At 58.7% G+C, this 20,266-nt stretch carries 23 protein-coding genes; 10 read left to right on the top strand and 13 right to left on the bottom strand.

The features are described from left to right. The first annotated feature begins 65 nt into the window (after positions 1–65). From GOW16_RS18150 to upp, 5 genes are read left to right on the top strand one after another with little or no spacing between them, the layout of a single operon-like run. Positions 66–458: a cytidine deaminase gene (locus GOW16_RS18150; protein WP_170417786.1), complete on the top strand. Its 393-nt coding sequence runs from the start codon at positions 66–68 to the stop codon at positions 456–458. A 4-nt stretch (positions 459–462) separates the two neighbouring features. Next, positions 463–1,770, top strand: a complete 1,308-nt coding sequence (locus GOW16_RS18145; RefSeq protein WP_170417783.1) for a thymidine phosphorylase — start codon at positions 463–465, stop codon at positions 1,768–1,770. After that, positions 1,767–2,978: a phosphopentomutase gene (locus tag GOW16_RS18140; protein WP_170417780.1), complete on the top strand. Its 1,212-nt coding sequence runs from the start codon at positions 1,767–1,769 to the stop codon at positions 2,976–2,978. Before GOW16_RS18145 ends, GOW16_RS18140 begins: the two co-directional genes overlap by 4 nt. Continuing rightward, positions 2,975–3,961 carry an adenosine deaminase gene (locus tag GOW16_RS18135; RefSeq protein WP_170417777.1) on the top strand — a complete coding sequence of 329 codons (987 nt, stop codon included), beginning with the start codon at positions 2,975–2,977 and terminating at the stop codon, positions 3,959–3,961. The genes GOW16_RS18140 and GOW16_RS18135 overlap by 4 nt, the downstream gene beginning before the upstream one ends. Then, positions 3,958–4,590: a uracil phosphoribosyltransferase gene (gene upp / locus GOW16_RS18130; protein ID WP_170417774.1), complete on the top strand. Its 633-nt coding sequence runs from the start codon at positions 3,958–3,960 to the stop codon at positions 4,588–4,590. Before GOW16_RS18135 ends, upp begins: the two co-directional genes overlap by 4 nt. A 6-nt stretch (positions 4,591–4,596) precedes the next feature. Here the strand turns inward: upp and GOW16_RS18125 are convergent, their stop codons facing one another. Next, positions 4,597–5,610, bottom strand: a complete 1,014-nt coding sequence (locus GOW16_RS18125) for a hypothetical protein (protein WP_170417771.1) — start codon at positions 5,608–5,610, stop codon at positions 4,597–4,599. A gap of 153 nt (positions 5,611–5,763) precedes the next feature. On the opposite strand from GOW16_RS18125, the gene GOW16_RS18120 reads away from it, so the two are divergent. Continuing rightward, positions 5,764–6,699 carry a DMT family transporter gene (locus GOW16_RS18120; protein ID WP_170417768.1) on the top strand — a complete coding sequence of 312 codons (936 nt, stop codon included), beginning with the start codon at positions 5,764–5,766 and terminating at the stop codon, positions 6,697–6,699. A 321-nt stretch (positions 6,700–7,020) separates the two neighbouring features. Further along, complete coding sequence (locus GOW16_RS18115) at positions 7,021–7,779, top strand: Hint domain-containing protein (protein ID WP_368039936.1); 759 nt, start codon at positions 7,021–7,023, stop codon at positions 7,777–7,779. Positions 7,780–7,842: 63 nt separating this feature from the next. Here GOW16_RS18115 and GOW16_RS18110 read toward each other — a convergent pair whose 3' ends face one another. The 8 genes from GOW16_RS18110 to GOW16_RS18075 form a co-directional block, all read right to left on the bottom strand. Beyond that, on the bottom strand, positions 7,843–10,044 hold the full coding sequence (locus tag GOW16_RS18110) for a 3-hydroxyacyl-CoA dehydrogenase NAD-binding domain-containing protein (protein WP_170417765.1): 2,202 nt from the start codon (positions 10,042–10,044) through the stop codon (positions 7,843–7,845). Continuing rightward, complete coding sequence (locus GOW16_RS18105) at positions 10,037–10,525, bottom strand: cupin domain-containing protein (protein ID WP_170417762.1); 489 nt, start codon at positions 10,523–10,525, stop codon at positions 10,037–10,039. Before GOW16_RS18105 ends, GOW16_RS18110 begins: the two co-directional genes overlap by 8 nt. Then, the gene (locus GOW16_RS18100) at positions 10,525–11,736 is read right to left on the bottom strand and encodes an acetyl-CoA C-acetyltransferase (RefSeq protein WP_170417759.1); all 1,212 of its coding nucleotides are present in this window, start codon (positions 11,734–11,736) and stop codon (positions 10,525–10,527) included. Before GOW16_RS18100 ends, GOW16_RS18105 begins: the two co-directional genes overlap by 1 nt. Positions 11,737–11,747: 11 nt before the next feature. Then, positions 11,748–12,386, bottom strand: coding sequence for a glutathione S-transferase family protein (locus GOW16_RS18095; RefSeq protein WP_170417756.1), 639 nt, complete (start codon positions 12,384–12,386; stop codon positions 11,748–11,750). A gap of 135 nt (positions 12,387–12,521) precedes the next feature. Then, on the bottom strand, positions 12,522–12,734 hold the full coding sequence (locus GOW16_RS18090) for a hypothetical protein (RefSeq protein ID WP_170417753.1): 213 nt from the start codon (positions 12,732–12,734) through the stop codon (positions 12,522–12,524). Positions 12,735–12,788: 54 nt separating this feature from the next. Continuing rightward, a complete protein-coding gene (locus GOW16_RS18085; RefSeq protein WP_170417750.1) occupies positions 12,789–14,570 on the bottom strand; it encodes an acyl-CoA dehydrogenase C-terminal domain-containing protein in 1,782 nt (593 codons plus the stop codon). Between the two features lie 49 nt (positions 14,571–14,619). Beyond that, positions 14,620–15,021 (bottom strand): MerR family transcriptional regulator, encoded by a 402-nt coding sequence (locus GOW16_RS18080; protein ID WP_170417747.1) that lies wholly within the window; start codon positions 15,019–15,021, stop codon positions 14,620–14,622. A gap of 283 nt (positions 15,022–15,304) precedes the next feature. Then, positions 15,305–15,673: a MerR family transcriptional regulator gene (locus tag GOW16_RS18075; RefSeq protein WP_170417744.1), complete on the bottom strand. Its 369-nt coding sequence runs from the start codon at positions 15,671–15,673 to the stop codon at positions 15,305–15,307. Positions 15,674–15,790: 117 nt separating this feature from the next. On the opposite strand from GOW16_RS18075, the gene GOW16_RS18070 reads away from it, so the two are divergent. The 3 genes from GOW16_RS18070 to GOW16_RS18060 are packed head-to-tail and all read left to right on the top strand — an operon-like array spanning position 15,791 to position 18,051. Next, on the top strand, positions 15,791–16,210 hold the full coding sequence (locus GOW16_RS18070; protein WP_113790396.1) for a PaaI family thioesterase: 420 nt from the start codon (positions 15,791–15,793) through the stop codon (positions 16,208–16,210). Continuing rightward, the gene (locus GOW16_RS18065; RefSeq protein ID WP_170417741.1) at positions 16,210–16,728 is read left to right on the top strand and encodes a PaaI family thioesterase; all 519 of its coding nucleotides are present in this window, start codon (positions 16,210–16,212) and stop codon (positions 16,726–16,728) included. Before GOW16_RS18070 ends, GOW16_RS18065 begins: the two co-directional genes overlap by 1 nt. A 6-nt stretch (positions 16,729–16,734) precedes the next feature. Beyond that, a complete protein-coding gene (locus tag GOW16_RS18060) occupies positions 16,735–18,051 on the top strand; it encodes an MATE family efflux transporter (RefSeq protein ID WP_170417739.1) in 1,317 nt (438 codons plus the stop codon). On the opposite strand, the gene arsC is transcribed toward GOW16_RS18060, so the two are convergent. Genes arsC through GOW16_RS18040 form a run of 4 tightly spaced genes read right to left on the bottom strand, consistent with a single transcriptional unit; the run spans position 18,048 to position 20,207 of the window. Continuing rightward, the gene (arsC, locus tag GOW16_RS18055) at positions 18,048–18,389 is read right to left on the bottom strand and encodes an arsenate reductase (glutaredoxin) (protein ID WP_170417736.1); all 342 of its coding nucleotides are present in this window, start codon (positions 18,387–18,389) and stop codon (positions 18,048–18,050) included. The two genes, GOW16_RS18060 and arsC, sit on opposite strands and share 4 nt — an antisense overlap. Next, the gene (locus GOW16_RS18050; RefSeq protein WP_170417733.1) at positions 18,386–19,444 is read right to left on the bottom strand and encodes a quinone-dependent dihydroorotate dehydrogenase; all 1,059 of its coding nucleotides are present in this window, start codon (positions 19,442–19,444) and stop codon (positions 18,386–18,388) included. The genes arsC and GOW16_RS18050 overlap by 4 nt, the downstream gene beginning before the upstream one ends. Then, positions 19,441–19,872 carry a DUF1330 domain-containing protein gene (locus tag GOW16_RS18045; RefSeq protein ID WP_170417730.1) on the bottom strand — a complete coding sequence of 144 codons (432 nt, stop codon included), beginning with the start codon at positions 19,870–19,872 and terminating at the stop codon, positions 19,441–19,443. The genes GOW16_RS18050 and GOW16_RS18045 overlap by 4 nt, the downstream gene beginning before the upstream one ends. Further along, the gene (locus GOW16_RS18040; protein WP_170417727.1) at positions 19,869–20,207 is read right to left on the bottom strand and encodes a DUF952 domain-containing protein; all 339 of its coding nucleotides are present in this window, start codon (positions 20,205–20,207) and stop codon (positions 19,869–19,871) included. Before GOW16_RS18040 ends, GOW16_RS18045 begins: the two co-directional genes overlap by 4 nt. Positions 20,208–20,266: the final 59 nt, after the last annotated feature.

Raw genomic sequence — 20,266 nt, 5'->3', positions numbered from 1 at the left:
ACTCCTTGCCCTCTATCCTTTAGGGTATGATTTTCTGACCAGTTGATCAAAAACGGGGAATCGCCATGACTTTGAAAGATGCAGCACTGTCTGTCCGGGAAAAAGCCTATGCGCCTTATTCTAACTTCAAAGTTGGGGCTGCAATCCGTTCGACAAGCGGCGAAGTCTATACTGGCTGCAACGTGGAAAACGTGGCTTACCCTGAAGGTACCTGTGCTGAGGCTGGGGCAATCGCTGCGATGGTCGCCGCTGGCGAACAGGAACTGTCCGAGGTGTATGTCGTTGCCTCAAGCCCGCAACCGGTGCCGCCTTGTGGAGGATGCAGGCAGAAGCTGGCCGAATTTGGAAAGCGGGACGCTAAGGTGACTTTGGCAACCGTCGACGGGGCCGAATTTGAAACCACAATCGGGCAACTCTTGCCTGGTGCATTCGACGCCTCACACATGGAGGACGTGTGACCCCATGGACGCCCGTTCGATCATTGCAAAACTGCGCCGGCACGAGGTTCCGACCGGTGAAGAATTGAGCTGGTTCGCGCAAGGCTTGGCCGATGGTGGTGTCAGCGACGCGCAGGCGGGAGCTTTTGCCATGGCTGTCTGTATGGGCGGGCTGGGTGCCCAAGGGCGCGCCGACCTGACGGTAGCCATGCGCGACAGTGGCGATGTGCTGAGCTGGGACTTTGACGGTCCGGTCCTCGATAAACACTCGACTGGTGGCGTTGGGGATAGCGTGAGCCTCGTGCTCGCCCCAGCGCTGGCCGAGTTGGGGGCTTATGTCCCCATGATCTCGGGGCGGGGCTTGGGTCATACCGGCGGTACGCTGGACAAGCTTGAGGCCATTCCCGGCGTCAGCACCCAGATTAGTCAGGATCGCCTGATGCAGATTCTGCAGGAAACGGGCGCGGCTATTGTTGGGGCGACGGGGCAGATCGCCCCGGCAGACAAACGCCTCTATGCGATCCGAGACGTGACGGCGACGGTTGAAAGCTTGGACCTGATCACTGCGTCGATCCTGTCCAAAAAACTGGCTGCCAGCCCTGAGGCTTTAGTGCTGGATGTCAAGGTCGGTAGCGGTGCGTTTATGAAGACGTTGGAGGATGCGCGAAAACTGGCGCGCGCCTTGTCGGAAACCGCGAATGCGGCGGGCTGCCGGACCTCGGCTGTCATTACCGATATGCACCAACCTTTGGCCCCAGCACTGGGGAATGCGTTGGAAGTGGCCGAGGTGATGAAAGTCATGACCCAGGATCCTTACGCCCCGCTGGCCGAAATCTCGGCCGAGTTGGGCGGGGTTCTGCTGGCGGATGCGGGGATGTTCGCAACCGCCGATGAAGGGCGCGACAAGATCACGGATGTCATTCGCGATGGTCGCGCGGCTGAACGCTTTGGCCGCATGATGGCGGCTGTGGGCGCACCTTTGCAGTTTGTCGAAAACTGGTCTCGCTACCTGCCCGAAGCCAGCGTGATCCTTGAGGTTCCGGCACCGACCAGCGGACACATCACCGCGATAGACGGCGAAGCGCTGGGCCTGGCGGTTGTTGCGCTGGGCGGTGGACGGCAGGTTGAAGATGACGTTATCGACCCCGCCGTCGGTCTGTCTGACATTGCCCGGCTGGGCGACAAGGTCGAGAAGGGCGCGCCGTTGGCGGTGATCCACGCGGCACGTGAGGACGCTGCGCGACAGGCCGCAGATGCTGTTCTGAAGGCGATCACGATCGGTGACGGCGCCCCGATGGAACCCACTCTGGTCCACGAAAGGATTACGCCGTGACCCGGGCATTTCTGGTGGTAATGGACTCGGTCGGTATCGGCGGCGCGCCGGATACTGATCGGTTTTTCAATGGCGAAACGCCAGATACCGGAGCAAACACGCTGGCCCATATTGCACAGGCCTGCGCTGAAGGGCGGGCTGAAGAGGGGCGTTCAGGCCCGCTGTACCTGCCAAACCTAGATGCGCTGGGATTGGGGGCGGCAACACGGCTTGCGTCCGACGCCGACACACCTGGGCTGGAGGCTGACCCGTCTGGTCGCTGGGGGTGCGCGAGAGAGCACTCGCCGGGCAAGGACACGCCTTCGGGTCATTGGGAACTGGCTGGCCTGCCGGTGCCGTGGGACTGGCACTACTTCCCGGTTACGCCGCCGTCCTTCCCTGCCGACCTGAGCCGTGCTGCGGCCGAAGCTGCTGGTACGGACGGAATTCTGGGCGATTGTCACGCCTCGGGCACGACAATCATTGCCGATTTGGGGGCCGAGCATATGAGGACCGGCTGGCCGATCTGCTATACCTCGGCCGATAGCGTTTTCCAGATCGCCGCGCATGAGGAAAGCTTTGGTCTCGACCGACTGTTGGACATGTGCAAGACGCTTGCCCCGCGTTTGCATGAGATGAAAGTGGGCCGCGTTATTGCACGGCCCTTTGTTGGTTCAGCCGAACAGGGCTTTACCCGCACCACCAACCGCAAGGATTTCGCCATACTGCCTCCTGCGCCCGTGCTGACCAACTGGGTGCAGGATGCGGGGCGTCGGGTCCATGCGGTAGGCAAGATCGGCGACATCTTCTCGATGCAGGGGATCGACACGTTGCGCAAAGGCTCGGATGCCGAGTTGATGGGCCACTTGTCCGATCTTGTCGATCAGGCCGAAGAGGGCAGTCTGACCTTTGTCAATTTTGTTGAGTTCGACAGCCTTTATGGCCACCGCCGGGATATCAGCGGCTATGCCCGCGCCCTGGAGTGGTTCGACCGTGAAATCGGGACGATCCTGAAAAAGTTGCGTCCGGGCGACCTGATGTTACTGACCGCCGATCATGGCAATGACCCCAGCTGGATCGGCACCGACCACACGCGCGAGCAGGTGCCTGTTCTGATTGCAGGCCAGGGTGCCGGGCAAATCGGAGCTGTCGATTTTGCCGATGTCGCCGCCAGTATCGCGCACCACCTGAATGTTCCGGCGCAAGGGCCGGGGAAGAGTTTTCTATGACCGTCGCAGACCTACCAAAAATCGAGTTGCACCTGCACCATGAAGGTGCAGCGCCGCCTGCTTTCATTCGCCAACTTGCGCATGAAAAACGCGTTGACCTGAGTGGAATCTTCAAACCGGATGGAAGCTATGACTTCCGTGATTTCGCCCATTTCCTTAGCGTGTATGAGGCCGCTTGCGAAGTGCTCAAATCGCCTGAGGATTTCCGTCGTCTGACCTTGGCCATTCTGGAAGAAAGCGCCCAGAACGGGGTGGTCTATTCGGAAACCTTCCTAAGCCCCGATTTCTGTGGCGGAGGGGACGTACACGCGTGGCGCGACTATCTGAACGCCATACGGGACGCGGCGGATGAAGCGGAACGCAAATTTGATATCACCCTGCGCGGGGTTGTCACTTGTGTTCGTCACTTCGGACCCGAACAGGCAAAACAAAGCGCGCATTGCGCCGCCGAGACCGCGGGTGACTGGATCACCGGATTTGGAATGGGCGGCAACGAGGGCGTCGGGACGCAGGGCGATTACAAATGGGCCTTTGATTGCGCCCGCGAAGCAGGGTTGCGCCTGACCACCCATGCCGGAGAGTTCGGAGGCCCCGATAGCGTGCGCGATGCCGTTCGGGACCTCGGCGTCGAACGGGTCGGCCACGGCGTTCGCGCAATTGAAGATGACGACCTGATCCGCGAACTCATCGATCGTGATGTCACGCTTGAGGTCTGCCCCGGTTCCAACGTGGTTCTGGGCCTGTTCCCGGATTTTGCGGCACATCCGATTGCCCGGTTGCGCGATCACGGTGTGAAGGTCACAGTCTCGACCGATGATCCACCGTTTTTCCATACCACAATGCGGCGCGAATATGAGATGTTGCACGAGGCATTTGGCTGGGACGCCGAAGATTTCGCGGCCCTGAACGACACCGCCTTGAACGCGGCTTTCTGCGATGATGAAACCCGTGAACGGGTCAAGAAAAGACTGGAGAGAACATGAGCGAACACCTGACTGTCGTTGATCACCCGCTGGTGCAGCACAAACTGACGCTCATGCGGGACAAGGGCACTTCGACCGCCGTTTTCCGTCAGCTGCTGCGCGAAATTACGCTGCTGCTGGCCTATGAGGTCACGCGGGAGCTGAAGCTGACTACCCGCCACATAGAAACCCCGATGGAGGAGATGGACGCCCCCATTCTTGCAGGCAAGAAGCTGGCGCTGGTGTCGATCCTGCGGGCGGGCAACGGAATGTTGGACGGGGTGTTGGAACTGGTCCCATCGGCGCGTGTGGGCTTTGTTGGCCTCTACCGGGATGAAGAAACGCTGAAGCCGGTGCAGTACTACTTCAAGGCTCCCGAAGGCCTGAAAGACCGTCTGGTGATTGCCGTTGACCCGATGCTGGCCACCGGCAACAGCTCGGCTGCGGCGATTGATCTTCTGAAAGAGGCGGGGGCAACCGATATCCGCTTTCTCTGCCTGTTGGCCGCACCCGAAGGCGTTGAGCGCATGAAAGAGGCACATCCCGACGTGAACATCGTCACGGCGTCGCTGGATCGCGAGCTGAACTCGAAGGGCTATATCATGCCGGGGCTGGGCGATGCTGGTGACCGGATGTTTGGCACCAAGTAACCGGGCTTACTCGCCACAGATATTCTGCAGCCGGACCCAATCGCGGTCCGGCAGCACTTGCGGCAGGGGGCGCCCGGCCATCGGGTCGGCCTCGATCAGGCCCAGCGTGGTTTCCCCTGTAACATCCACCGCATAGGCATATGGCGTCGAGGGTAGTGCCGCTTGGGCGAAAACCTCAAGTAAATCCTGATCGGATAAAGACGGGCGCGGTTCTGACAAGACCTGCTCGGTATAGGCGTCAACGATTTCAGGCGTCAGCTCTCCGGTCGTCAGCAGGCGGAACGCTGTGGTCGGGCCGGTTCGGTCCAGCAACTCATCCAATGGATCCTGTACGGCAGCCCGCGCACGTTCGGCGATGATGTATCCGGCGGCGATGGATGGGTCTTCGTGATCTTCAACCAAAGACCGGTTCAACAAGATAATTCCACCGGGCAGGCTGAGGCTTGTTTGCGCTCCGGCAGGCAAAATCACGACCTCTCTCACCCCGGTACGGGTCGCAAGTTGATCCAGCGCTGCCTGCGCATCTTCTGATGTGCAGGCTGCCCCCGAAACTCGTTCGATGCGGTGCAGGATCGTATCTCCTATGTCGTATCGCTTGATCTCGGGCACAACGGACACGACATGGCTCTGCAGCGCGGCGGGAACCCAAAGCAGCAACAGTGCGACAACCGCTGCGACCACACCCGCAACACTCAACCAGCGCAACCGCCCGGGATGCGGGCGCGACCGATCAATCGCTTTTTGCAACCGGTCGATGGCCGTGATCATCGTGGTTTCAGATTCTTCCAGCTCAAGTGTTTCGTCCGGGTCACCATCCGGGTTGAAGATGGCAGGATAGCTACCGGGGTTCTGCCGTTCCAGCGCAGCCAGCGACCAATGGGTCAGCGCCCGGTCGTTGAAATCCGAAATCGTCAGCGTCGCTTCGCCAATCGACACCACAACCTCGCGCCGCTGAACGTCGGGCGAGGGGCGCCACAGACCGGTGGCTTCGATCCGCTGGTACTGTTTCAGAGCCGTCATCAAGGTGAGGTTTGCTCGTTATTATTTTGTCTCAGCTTAGCATGGTAAATTCAAAGGGCGCAAACCAGTTGCGCCATCTGCGGAAAATGTGCTGGATACTACGGCGCGCGGAGGATTGGCCTGCCGTGTTCCACCGTTTTTTCGAGGCAATATATGCAGGCGGACACTCGGACCTCACCCATACTGGCATCGGTGCTGATGATTTCGGCTATGGCGATCATCGGGGTGATAGACAATGTTGTGATCCTGCTGGCGGAAACGGTTGGTCTGTGGCAATTCCACCTGAGCCGCGCGTTGCTGATGTTGCCGCTGATCTTTGGTCTGTCGCTGTTGGGATTGGGTAAAATGCGGCCCAAGCGGATTGGCCCGGTGATTCTGCGCAGCGTGCTGATCACACTGGCCATGCTGTTCTATTTTGCGTCGCTTGCGGTCATGCCCATTGCGCAGGCGCTGGCAGGGTTGTTCACATCGCCGATCTTTGTCCTCTTGATCTCAGCACTTGCAATGAAGCAACGGATTGGCCCGTGGCGCATCTTTGCGGTTCTGCTGGGATTTGCGGGAATCCTGTGCGTACTGCAGCTTGACCCCTACGATTTTGACACCCGCAGTCTTCTGCCCGTGGCAGGGGGGCTGTTTTATGCGCTGAGTGCCGTTATTACGCGCAGCCACTGTTCGGATGAAAGCACTGTCGCTCTGTTGGCCGCGATGATCATCACGCTGGGGTCGGCGGGGGCGATCGGCCTTCTGGTTCTCGAGCTATTTCCAGTGGCCGCGCTGGATGGACCCGATGGCTTTGCCACGCGGGGCTGGGTCTGGCAGATGCAACCCGCATTGCCGTGGATCGCAATACAGGCAGTTGGATCCACGATTGCCGTCTTCATGCTGATCAAAGCATATCAGGTGGGCGAGCCATCCTATGTCGCGGTCTTTGAATACTCGGTCATGATCTTTGGCCCACTCTTTGCTTTTGCGGCCTTTGGGCAGGCGATTGGGCCGATGCAGATTGCCGGGATTGGCTTGATTGCACTCGCTGGCGTCCTGTTGGGCTGGCGTGCTGGGCGCGAGGTTGGCCGACCCGAGCCGGCCTAGCCCTGTCCTGTGGCTTACCCGCTGTCTTGGATGGGCCAGCGCCGGTCATCAAAGTCCGAGGGGCAGCAGACGGGACAGGGCTCGATCGCAATCGGTCGCAATCTCAAACAGATTCGGTAGTTCGGACGACCACCTACGCCGATCATAGTTTCCAAATAGCCGCCAATTTGCTTAATTAGCGCAGTGTTGTTCAAAGAACTGTTGTTTTTCACTGCTTTAGAAGCCCAAATTGGACCATAATGTGACCAAAATAAGTCGCCCGAGTCCATCTTGTGCTAATCGTTATGAGTAGTTGTTTTGTGTCAGAAGTGGGTGCGACACGTGTTAAAAGTACAGAGTGTTTTGAGTTATGAAGACGTTCCGAGCCATGAAGTGCAGGATAGCCCTGCAGTTTCGCTGAATGCGCGTCGAGGCGGATTTGTTCACGGTACAAAGATCTCGACGGATCGTGGGTGGCAACCCGTTGAAGGGCTGCAAGCTGGCGATCTGATCCGCACATTGGACAATGGGTTCAGGGCTGTCTCTCGGGTCTCGACAGATTGTATCGCAATCCCTGCCAGTGAAACCAAACCTGAAAATCTGCCGGTTCGGGTGCCGTCGAACACTTTATATAACGGAGACCCGGTCTGGTTAATGCCAGAGCAGGGCGTGGCGTTGGACAATACCAAATTCAACCGCGGCCCAATCACGCTGCCCATCAGCATGCCTGTGGTGCCTGCACGGGTTCTTAGCGGTACGTTCCGGCTATCGTCCAGCGCGCCGTCACTTCTCTTTGAGGTTTGTTCACTGTTCTTTGAACAAGACGAAGTGATTTATATCGAGGGTGGTCTGCGCGCCTTCTGTCCTGCGGGACGCTTTGGGTCGAACAGCCGGCCAGCGAACGCCTCATACAAGGTGGTCGATGCCGAGCGGACCGAGGACCTGATCGATATGGTAGCGCATAGCAGGGACATTGCTGTTCTGGCGAATTCACTGGGCGCAGTACCGGCACCGATCATGGAGAACCCGATATTTCCGGTGCGGCCTGTAAAAGGCGCGCGTCGTCCTGGGCGGCCGGGACGGCCTGCTCCGATATTCTAATTTCAAAAAGTTATTGGTTAAAGAATGACGCTGGCGCGGTAACCCGCACCAGCGTCTATTGCTTTAAGCAGCCTTCGCTTCAGGATCGAAACGACCATAGAAGCTCTGGCCTTTCTTGGCCATCTCACGCAGCAGCGGCGGACAGGCGAAACGCTCGCCATACTTTGCCGTCAACTGGTCGCAACGTTCGGCGGCATAAGGCGTGCCGATGATGTCCAGCCAGCTTAGCGGGCCACCCGACCAAGGCGCAAAGCCCCAGCCAAGGATCGCGCCCACATCGCCTTCGCGGATGTCTTCCAGAACACCTTCTTCCAGGGCGCGGACCGCTTCCAGAACCTGAGCGAACATCAGACGCTCCTGCACCTCGATCAGGTCGGGCTGGTTTTCGGCGTGTGGGTATTTCTCCTGCAGACCTTTCCAGTACTCGGTGCGCTTGCCCTTTTCGTCGTAGTCAAAGAAGCCCGCGTTTGCTTTGCGGCCCAGACGACCCTCTTCTTCCATCCAGAAGATCAGATCGTCGCCCGGGTTTTCCGGATAGGCATTGCCCATCGCCGCCTTGGTCGCGCGCGCAATCTTGGCGCCCAGATCAATCGAGGTCTCGTCGTTCAGCTGGATCGGACCAACCGGGAAGCCCAGTTGACGCGCGGCGTTGTCGATCAACACAGGGCTGACGCCCTCGGTGATCATGCGCAGACCTTCGTTGATGTAGGGAATGATGCAACGGTTGGCGTAGAAGAAACGCGCATCGTTGACCACGATTGGCGTCTTGCGGATCTGGCGCACATAGTCCAGCGCCTTGGCCACCGCGCGATCACCAGTTTCCTTACCCTTGATGATCTCGACCAGGAACATCTTCTCGACCGGCGAGAAGAAGTGGATGCCGATGAACTGATCCGGACGTACCGAAGCCTTGGCCAGATCGGTAATCGGCAGGGTCGAGGTGTTCGAGGCAAAGATGCAGTCCTCGGGGATGATCGCCTCGACCTTCTTGGTCATGTCGGCCTTGACGCCCACGTCTTCGAAGACGGCTTCGATGATCAGATCGCAGCCTTTGAGGTTGTCCAAATCCGGGGTCGCGGTGATGCGGGCCAGCATGGCCTCTTTTTTCTCAGCCGTGACTTTGCCGCGCTTCATGCCCTTGTCGAGATAGCTCTCGGTGTAAGCCTTGCCTTTGTCTGCAGCTTCCTGATCGCGGTCCACAAGAACCACTTCCATACCGGCTTGAGCGGATACCAGCGCGATACCGGCACCCATCATGCCTGCACCCAAAACGCCGATCTTCTTGACCGACTGATCCGGAACGCCTGCGGGACGCACAGCGCCTTTCTCCAGCGCTTCCTTGTTCAAGAACAGCGACCGGATCATCGCGCCCGAGGATGGATTCATCAGCACGGAGGTGAACCAGCGCGCCTCGATCTTCAGCGCAGTGTCGAAATCGACCAGAGCACCTTCGTAGACCGCGCTCAGCAGAGCTTTGGCCGCAGGGAAGGCGCCTTGAGTCTTGCCGTTCACCATCGCCGACGCACCAACGAAGTTCATGAAGCCTGCAGGATGGTAGGGGGCACCGCCGGGCATCTTGTAGCCCTTCGCATCCCACGGTTTGACCAGATCGGCATCCTTGGCGTTCAGCACCCATTCCTTGGCTGCTGCCATCGGGTCGGCTGCGATCTCGTCGATATAGCCTGCGCCCTTGGCTTTTTTGACGTCCAGCATCTTGCCTTCCAACAGCAGCGGAGCCGCGGCAATCGCGCCAACCTTGCGGACCATCCGGGTGGTACCGCCCGCGCCGGGGAAAATGCCGACCATGATTTCGGGCAGGCCGTACTTCGCCTTGGGGTTTTCTGCTGCAAAGATGCGGTGCGTGGATAGGGGCAGCTCCATACCGATGCCCGCAGCGGTGCCGGGCAAAACGGTAGCAATCGGCTTGCCGCCCTTCTTGGTCTTAGGGTCCATGCCCGCCAGTTCAATCTTGCGCAGCAGGGCGTGCATTTGCATCGTGCCTTCGAACAGGCCTTTTGCCGGGTTGTCACCCGCCTGTTCTTTCATAACGGCCAACAGGTTCAGGTCCATGCCGCCCGCGAAGGACCCTTCTTTGCCCGAAGTGATGATGATGCCTTTGACCTCGTCATCAGCCAGCGCCTGATCGATCTGATCGCTTAGCTGCGCCAGTCCGTCAAAGGACATCACGTTCATGGTTTTGCCGGGAACGTCCCAGGTAATAATGGCGACGCCGTCTGCGTCCTTGCTCAGAGTGAAATCAGTCATTGTCATCTCCAATCTGGTCAGCCGTCAGCGGGCTGCCATCCTTGCGGGTGAAGGAGAATCCGTTTTCATCATCCTTCACCATCATGTCTATGTCGCTGTAATACGCGGTCTCGGTCGGGGTCCGTGTGCCCATCACCAGAAAGGTCGCGGGCGCATCGGTTTTGTTCACAAGGTGGTGGCCATTGGCCTCACCTGCGGGCCAAGCGGCGCAGTCGCCGGGCTGCATCTCATGCTCACCATCGTCATCGATCAGCACGCAGGTGCCGCTGAGCATGATGGCAAATTCGTCCTGCTCCATGTGGTAGTGGCGCAGCGAAGACATGCCTTGCGGCTCAAGCCGCACTATGTTGACCCCGTATTGGGACAGCCCGCCCGCATCGCCGACACGCTGGACGAAACGACCTGCGGTCGCCTCCGCCAGCTTGCCGGGATAGGACGAGCCACCCTTAAACGGGATCTGAGAGAGATCCAGCTTAGGCATCAGACCCGCTCGATAATGGTTGCCGCACCCATACCGGACGCGATGCAGAGCGTGGCCAGTCCGGTTTCCTTGTCCTGACGCTCCAGCTCGTCCAGCAGCGTACCGATGATCATCGCACCGGTTGCACCCAGCGGGTGGCCCATCGCGATCGAGCCACCATTGGGGTTGACCAGCGCCGGATCCACATCAAACGCCTGCTGGAAGCGCAGCACGACCGAGGCGAAGGCTTCGTTCACTTCGAACAGGTCCAGATCGCTGATCTTCATGCCGTTGTCGGCCAGAATTTTCTCGGTCACAGGAACCGGACCGGTCAGCATAATTGTCGGGTCAGTACCGATCTTGGCGGTTGCCTTGATGCGTGCGCGCGGTTTGAGGCCGTATTTCTCGCCGAATTCCTTGTTGCCGATCAGAACAGCCGCCGCACCGTCCACGATGCCCGAGCTGTTGCCCGCGTGGTGGATGTGGTTCACGCGCTCAAGATGCGGGTATTTCAGCATCGCAACCTTGTCGAAGCCGGGCATCTGCTCGCCCATCATCTGGAAGGACGGGTTCAGCGCACCAAGGCTCTGCATGTCAGTGCCGGGGCGCATATATTCGTCGCGATCCAGAATGGTCAGGCCGTTCTGGTCTTTGACGGTGATCACCGACTTTTCGAACCGGTTATCTGCCCATGCTTCTGCGGCGCGCTTTTGCGATTCAACCGCCAGCGCGTCGGCGTCATCACGGGAGAAACCGTACTCAGTCGCAATGATGTCGGCCGAGATGCCCTGCGGAACGAAATAGGTATCCATTGCCAGCGACGGGTCAACGGCAATCGCAGCGCCATCGCTGCCCATGGCCACGCGGCCCATCATTTCGACGCCACCTGCGATGTAAGCCTCACCTGCGCCGCCTTTGACCTGGTTCGCCGCGAGGTTCACAGCTTCCATGCCGGAGGCGCAGAAACGGTTGATTGCCAGACCGGGGATCGACTGATCCAGATCAGAGGCCAGAACAGCCGAGCGCGCAAGACAGCCGCCTTGCTCCATCACCTGCGTGACGTTGCCCCAGATCACGTCTTCTACGGCGTGGCCTTCGAGGTTGTTACGCTCTTTCATCGCGTTCAGGGTCAGGGCGGACAGGCGCACCGAGGTTACCTCGTGCAGGCTGCCATCCTTGCGGCCCTTGCCGCGCGGGGTGCGCAGAGCGTCATAGATATATGCTTCGGTCATGGGTCTTCTCCTCAAGCTCGATCCGACGGGTTGCCGGGCATCAGGTCATAGGGGTGTTTCCAGCCGGGCTGTTCGGACAAGCGAGACAGCCAGGCGTCGATATGGGGCCAGTCGGCGCGGTCAAAGCCGAATGGTTCGGGGTAATACAGATAGCTGCAGCAGCTGAGATCGGCGTTCGTGACATCGTCGCCAACAATCCAGTCGCGGCCGTTCAGATGATCATTCAACACTTGGTAAGCGGCCTTCAACCGCCCTTGATTGAAGGCAATCACATCGGGATTACGGTGCTGTTCGGGGAGGAAATTGATCAGGAAACGGGTCAGGCCGGCCATCGAGCTGAGCTTGTGATTGTCCCACAGCACCCAGCGCAGAATGTCGTAATTCTCTTCCCGGTCCTTACCGCCGAACTTGCCCGATTTCTCAGTCACATAGGCCTGAATGGCACCGGATTGACTGGTGCGGAAATCGCCGTCGATCAAGACAGGCGCTTCGCCCATTTCATTGACTTCGGCGCGGTATTCGGGAGTACGTGTCACGCCTTTGAAGAAGTCGACAAAAACCGGCTCCCACTCCAGTCCGGACATTTCCAAGGCCAAGGCAGCCTTGTAGCTGTTTCCGCTTTCTCCAAAGCAATGAAGTTTGATGGTCATGCAATCGCCCCTCCCAAGGCGCATGGTGCGAAGTCGAATTTCGCGTATTTCGAGAAAGACGAACCATAAGGCTAAGCGCCATTGGGGTTTGTCTTTCTGAAAACACGCCCACCTGATTGAAGGTGGCTGATGTTTTTACCGTTTGCGATCATCCAGCTCCGAATTGAAGATACGCAGGCGGTGGGTCAGGTTGTCCTCGTTGATCACGCTGTTGAAGTTCTCGAACAAAAACGACAGTGCCTCTCCTTCGTCCAAACCAGCCTCGCGCGCGAACGCCTTGAGCTTGCGATACCCATCCTCGGTCATTGCGACGGGGAAGCGGCGGGTCAGTCGAAATCGCTTCGGCATGTGGTTCCTCCGGTAGGCTGGGTCCGGGCAATATCACCCGGACCCAGATTGAGTTCAGAAGTTTGCCGCGTCCAGTGCCATGACCGTGTCCGCGCCCGTCTGGATGCGTGCCAAATGCATGCCTGTGGCAGGCAAACGGCGGGCCATGTAGAAACGACCGGTGTTGATCTTGGTCTCGTAGAACTCTTTGTCCGACGCACCACCGTCCAGCGCTTCTTGCGCGGCCTTGGCCATCTGCGCCCACATCAGGCCCAGGCAAACATGGCCGAACATGTGCATGAAGTCATAAGAACCGGACAGAGCGTTGTTCGGGTTCTTCATGCCTGCCTGCATAAAGTACATGCCAGCGGACTGCAGGTCCTTGGACGCAGCTTTCAGTGGCTCGACAAATGCTTTGTCATAGGCTTCGTCCTTGCCACCGTTTTCCTTACAGAAGGTTTTAACCATTTCAAAGAAGGCCATGACATGCTTGCCGCCATCCTGTGCCAGTTTACGGCCGACAAGGTCCAGCGCCTGAACGCCGTTTGCGCCTTCGTAGATCATCGCGATGCGGGCGTCGCGGGTGTATTGCGACATGCCCCATTCTTCGATGTAGCCGTGGCCACCATAAACCTGCTGAGCCTGCACCGTCATGTCATAGCCCTGATCTGTCAGGAAGCCCTTGATAACCGGTGTAAGCAGAGAAATCAGGCCGTCCGCGTCCTTGTCACCAGAACGGTGAACACGGTCAATCAGCGATGCGCCCCACAGAATGAACGCGCGCGCACCTTCGGTGAAGCTTTTCTGGTCCATCAGATTGCGGCGAATATCGGGGTGCACGATCAGCGGGTCAGCCGGTCCTTCGGGGTTTTCAGCACCAGTCACTGCGCGCCCCTGCAGACGATCCTTGGCGTATTCCACAGCGTTTTGATAGGCGATTTCGGCTTGGCACAGACCTTGCATCCCAACACCCAGACGCGCTTCGTTCATCATGGTGAACATGGCGCGCATGCCTTTGTTTTCCTCGCCGATCAGATAACCGGTCGCGCCGTCATAATTCATGACGCAGGTCGAGTTGCCGTGGATGCCCATTTTCTCTTCGATCTTGCCGACCGATACGCCGTTGCGTTCGCCCAGCGAACCGTCCTCGTTCACCATGAATTTGGGCACAATGAACAGCGAAACACCTTTGATGCCGTCAGGGCCACCGGGGATCTTGGCCAGCACCAGATGGATGATGTTGTCGGCCATGTCGTGATCACCGGCCGAGATGAAAATCTTCTGACCAGAGATTTTGTAGCTGCCATCGCCCTGCGGCTCTGCCTTGGTGCGCATCAGGCCCAGATCGGTGCCGCAATGCGGTTCGGTCAGGTTCATGGTGCCTGTCCACTCACAGCTGACCATCTTCGGAAGATAGGTGTTTTTCTGCTCGTCAGAACCGTGTGCCAGAATGGCCGAGGCCGCGCCGTGTGTCAGGCCCTGGTACATGGTGAACGCTGTGTTCGAGGCCGAGAACATCTCGCCAACGGCAGTGCCCAGAACGTAAGGCATGTTTTGGCCGCCAAACTCTTCGGGCATGTCCAGACCGGTCCAGCCGCCTTCTTTTACCTGCTCGAAGGCGTCTTTAAAGCCTGCTGGCGTGTAGACGATGCCGTTTTCGAGGCGGCACCCCTCGGTGTCGCCAACCACGTTCAGCGGCAAAAGAATGTTAGTGGCAACCTTGCCTGCTTCTTCCAGAACAGCACCGGTGAATTCGGTCTCAAGTTCGTCATAGCCCGGAACGTCGGACTCCGAGATTTTCAGAACATTGTGCAGAATGAACTGCGTGTCTTTGGTTGGCGCGTTGTAGACGGGCATGTGAAGCTCCCTTTAATTCATATGTCCGGGTGGCAGGCAGGCGAGGAGTTTACTCGGCGGCCTTTTTGTCTTGTTTCATCGAGGCGATGACTTTTTCGCCCCAGCGCAACTGCTCTTTCAGGTCGTCGATTGCTTGCGTCAGCTCTTCGCGGCGCGCTTCCATGTCCTCCAGACGCTCGCACGCTATCTCGTAGGTGCGGGAAATCTGAGTTAGTTGCTGGTCGCCCACGTGATACAGGTCCAGAAGCTGGCGGATTTCTTCAAGGCTGAACCCAAAGCGCTTGCCGCGCAGGATCAGTTTCAGGCGGGCCCGGTCGCTTTTGGTGAATAGCCGTTTCTGGCCCTCACGGATCGGAAACAAAAGCTCTTTGGCCTCGTAAAACCGCAAAGTGCGCGGCGTGACATCGTAGGTCTCGCACATTTCGCGGATGGTCATCAGATCTTCGGTCATGGTTTCAGCACTCTCGTCACTGGCGTCAATGAAAGTCAGTTGCGCAGTCGATGCGCACGTTACAACACGTAGATGACGTTCACGTAATGTGAACGCTGCGTCACAAAATAAGTTTACGTAACTTCCTCACGCGTCAAGTCGCGGATTGCTGACTTTTTAGCGTTTAACGTAACGGAATTTGGATGGGTCAAACTCCAAAGTGCAGCTCGGCACACACTAAGGCATGCCCGGAAATTGCGGAGCTCGCGTCATTTTTTGGGTGTGCGACGGCACGCCCGCGGAATCACTTGAGTGATTTGGCCGTCTGGTCGCGCATCTGGGTCAAGGCATCAATTGCCTCGTCCAGTTGCTGCTTTTGCTGGTTCAGTTCGACGATCTGCTTGTCGGCGACGTCGACAAAAGCACGCATCTGAACCTCGTTGCCCTCGTTTTCATAGATCAACAGCCACTGGCGGATATCTTCCAGCGAGAACCCATATTTGCGGCCGCGCAGGATCAAAGTCATGCGTGCGCATTCTCGCGGACCATAGTATCGCGACCTGCCTTCCCGGTCAGGTTGCAGCAATTCGATGTATTCATAGTAGCGCAGGGTACGCGGAGTCACATCGAACTCGGCGCACATCTCTTTGAATGACAAACGGTTGTCGGACATTCCTGATCTCCTCTGGCGCAGACTATGTTTTGTCAGCGGCAAGCGCAACCGGCGGGCTTGCTCTTTTGGCGGACACGGGCTCATAAAGGGATAAACCAAAAGAACGGATTCAAGTACATGGTCGACAAAGCCGCAATTGCGCGCCAGTTTATCGAGGCGATCCCGCACGCAAGGGCATTGGGTCTGAAACTGACCTCAATCGGAAATGGCGAAGCAGGGATAACAATGCCCTACAGCAAAGAACTGGTCGGCGATCCGCGCACCGGGGTGATTCATGGAGGGGCGGTATTCGCTGCCTTGGATACGTGTTGCGGTGCCGCTGTTATGAGCCATCCGTCTGCACCTGGCGGCACGGCAACGATTGACCTGAGGATCGACTACATGCGGGCGGCAACACCGGGACAGACGATTACAACCCAGGCAACGTGTTACCACATCACGCGGAACGTCGCCTTTGTGCGCGCCACGGCAATGGACGAAGACGAAGGTCTTCCAGTGGCGACCGCAGCAGGATCATTCACGGTGGAGGGTCTGTAATGGCGCGTTCTCGTCCCGAACCTGTCCAGGTCGTGAAACAACGCCGGGATGCAGCGCTTAACGCTATAGTCGAAGGTGTGCCTTACATCCGCTTCCTAGACATCGGATTTGATCGTCGTGGCGACGAATTGACTGGCGTGTTGAATTTCGACCAAAAGCTGATCGGCAACCCGTTACTGCCTGCGCTGCACGGCGGTGTCACTGCGGCGTTCCTCGAGGTCACGGCCGTCATCACGCTGAGTTGGGAGTTCTTGCTGCCCAAGATCGAAAGCGGGGAACTGGATGCCAGTGATATCGCCGACTACGAAAAGGTACGCTTTCCGAAAACGGTCGATTTCACCGTCGACTATCTGCGGTCTGGTCTGCCACGCGATGCCTATGCGCGTGCATTCATCAGTCGGGCGGGACGTCGGTACGCCTCGGTTCGGGTTGAGGCCTGGCAGGACAATCACGCGCGGCTTTTTGCACAGGCTTCGGGGCATTTCCTGATGCCGCAACCCGCTACCGACGGAAAATAGAGCGCCATGCAGGACGCTTCGGCACCCATTACGCATAAGCGGGTGCTCCGAATTGCGGCCCCGATCGTGTTATCCAACGCGACGGTGCCAATTCTGGGGGCGGTGGACACTGGTGTAGTGGGGCAGTTGGGGCAGGCGGCCCCAATCGGCGCTGTCGGTATGGGTGCTGTGATCCTGGCCACCATCTACTGGGTGTTTGGGTTCCTACGTATGGGAACAACGGGTCTGGCGGCTCAGGCACGCGGCGCGGGGGACACGGCAGAAACCGGAGCCTTGCTGATGCGCGGGCTATTGCTGGGCGGCGCGGCAGGTTTGTTCTTTATCGTGACACAGGTCTGGGTGTTCTGGGGCGCGTTTGCCCTGTCGCCAGCCAGCGCCGAGGTCGAGTCGCTGACCCGCGCCTATCTGGAGATTCGTATCTGGGGTGCCCCGGCGACGATTGCGCTGTACGCCGTGACGGGTTGGCTGATCGCCGTAGAGCGAACCAAAGGTGTGTTCATCCTTCAGATCTGGATGAACGGCCTGAACATCGTGCTGGACCTCTGGTTCGTGTTGGGGCTGGGATGGGGCGTAGAAGGCGTGGCGATCGCCACCCTAATCGCCGAATTGACAGGATTAGCACTTGGTCTCTGGCTGTGTCGCGACGCGTTCAGCGGAAATCAATGGCGCGACTGGCCGAGGATTTTCGACGCCACACGCCTGCGCAGAATGATGCAGGTGAATGGCGATATTATGGTCCGCTCGGTTCTGCTGACCGGGGCGTTCACCACCTTCCTGTTCGTCGGGTCCGACTTGGGCGACGTCAACCTGGCGGCCAATCAGGTGCTGCTGCAATTCCTTGAGATCACCGCGTTTGCCTTGGATGGTTTCGCCTTTTCCGCAGAGGCGCTGGTGGGCAGTGCGGTCGGGGCGCGAGACCGCGCTCAGGTCCGGCGTGCGTCGATCATGGCGTCACAATGGGGCGTCGGCGGTGCCTTTTTGCTTGGCCTGGTGTTCTTTCTGGTCGGACCGGCCCTGATCGATGTGATGTCGACATCGCCCGAAGTGCGAGTTGCAGCGCGAGAGTTTCTGCTTTGGGCCGCGCTGGCGCCGGTGATTGGTGTCGCCAGTTGGATGTTCGACGGCATTTACATTGGGGCGACCTGGACGCGCGCCATGCGGCAGGCGATGATCCAGTCGGTAGCGATCTATGTGGTGGCCCTGTTCCTGCTGGTGCCGACATTTGGCAATCACGGGTTGTGGGCCGCGCTGATGGTCCTGAACATCGTGCGCGGCGTCACGTTGGGGTGGCGCTATCCCAAGCTGGAAGCGCAGATCACTTAAAGCAGCGATAGCAGGTTTTCAGGCGGGCGACCGATTGCGACCTTGTCCTCAGCAATGGCCAGAGGGCGTTCGATCAGGATAGGATTTTCCGCCATTGCCCCGATCAGTTCGTCATCGGATGTCGTTTTGGTGAGGCCCAGTTCTTTGAAACGCTTTTCGCCAGTCCGCATGATCTCGATAGCGGGAACTCCCAGTTGGGACAACACGGCGCGCAACTCATCGGTCGATGGCGCGTCCTCCAGATACCTCCGGACCTCGACGGTCGCGCCATTGTCTTCCAGCAACGCAAGGCCGGCGCGGGACTTTGAACAGCGCGGGTTATGCCAATACTCAATCACAGCCAGTCCTCTCTTTTGCTGCCAACGGCCTCTGCGACCGACGTGAATCCGTCTTGCGCCAACAGATCGTCCAGACCTTGGGCTATGTCTGCAGCCAGTGAAATGCCGCCATAGACCATCGCGGTGTAAAACTGCACAGCCGAAGCCCCCGCGCAAATCTTGGCATAAGCCTGCTTTGCTGTCCCGATACCGCCAACGCCAATCAACGGGATTTGCCCGTCGGTCAACTGGCTGAGGCGCGCCAGAACACGGGTCGATTTCTCGAACAGGGGCGCGCCGGACAGGCCGCCCGCTTCACCCTTATGGGCGCTGCGCAGACCATCGCGTGACAGAGTGGTGTTGGTGGCAACCACCGCATCCACGCCGGTTTCGCGGGCCACTTCGGCGATGTCCTGCAATTCGGTATCGGTCAGGTCGGGGGCAATCTTTAGAAAGATCGGCAGCGGACGGGGCAGAGCGTCGCGGGTTTCAATCACGCCGCTTAACAGGGCAGAAAGCGCCGCCTTGCCCTGCAGATCCCGCAGCTTTTCCGTATTCGGGGACGAGACATTGACCGTGGCAAAATCCAATTGCGCGGCGCAATGAGCCAGAACTCTTGCGAAATCACCTGCGCGGTCATCACTGTCCTTGTTGGCACCCAAGTTCAGGCCGATCACCGCGTCCTTCGGACGGTCCGCCAAGCGGCGGGCCATGACCTCCATGCCTTCGTTGTTGAAACCGAACCGGTTGATGGCGGCCATGTCTTCGGTCAGGCGGAACAGGCGGGGTTTTGGATTACCGGGCTGTGGGCGCGGTGTCACGGCGCCAACCTCGATAAACCCAAACCCGGCGCGGGACAGCGGCGCAAGAACCTCGCCGTTCTTATCAAACCCAGCGGCCAGTCCCACGGGGTTTGGCAAATCCAATCCCGCAACTTGAGTGCGCAGCCGAGACGATGTCACAGGACCCGGGGCAGGAGCCAAACCGGCTTTTAGCGCCTTGATCGACAGGCTGTGCGCAGACTCGGGGTCCAAGCGGTGCAGGGCTGCCAACCCCAGTTTTTCAGTCAGTTTCATCCGAATGCGTCTCCGACTCGGGCAGGGGCGCATCGTATTAGCCGAGAGGTTAGGACTGCGGCTTGCCGGTGCACCACGGTTTTTTGATATGCAGGGTCCGTCACCATTTCCAAGAACGCGTTCGCAGTGGGATATCGGGCGATGAACACTGCGTCCCAGTCTTCATCCTGCGGGCCGATCAGCGTTGTTTCAAACTCGCCGCGCCATAGGATCGAGGCACCAAGGCGGGCAATGATCGGCGCTGTTTCCGAACCGTAGTTGCGATAGGCCTGCGCGCCGGTCAGGCCGGCGTCGGCAAGTTTGTGCCCCGCGGGATACGCGGCATCGTCACGAAACTTAACCAGGTTCAGCATTTCGATCGGGTGATCCCGATCAAGGTCTTTGAATGCCTCAAACTGGGCGCGCTCCGGGTCAATGAAGCTGGTCATTTCATATCCTGCGGAAACTGGTGAACCGTTCCGTCGAAAGGCAGGGCACGGGACCAGACAACATCGGTCATTCGGATCTGCCGGTAGAGATGCGGGAACAACGCGTCACCGCGAGAGACTTCCCATTTCAGGTCGTCACCCATCGCATCAACGTCACAGGCCAGCAGGGTCAACCCTTCAACACCGGCGAAGTGTTTGGCGGCTGTTTCTGCGGCCTGTTCGGCGGTTGAGAAATGGACATATCCGTCAGTGACATCGATTGGCGCGCCATCCGACGCACCTTGCGCCTGTAACGTGGCCCATTCGTCGGCCCTAAAAATTTTGTAAATCAGCATGCCGTCGTGATGCACCGGGCCACGGGTAGAATCAAGCTGGATTTCCCCCTTTGACTCTC

It is taken from the genome of Ruegeria atlantica (assembly GCF_013033965.1).
GTDB classification, from domain to species: Bacteria; Pseudomonadota; Alphaproteobacteria; order Rhodobacterales; family Rhodobacteraceae; genus Ruegeria; species Ruegeria atlantica_D.
This window is presented reverse-complemented; position numbering and strand designations above follow the sequence as displayed.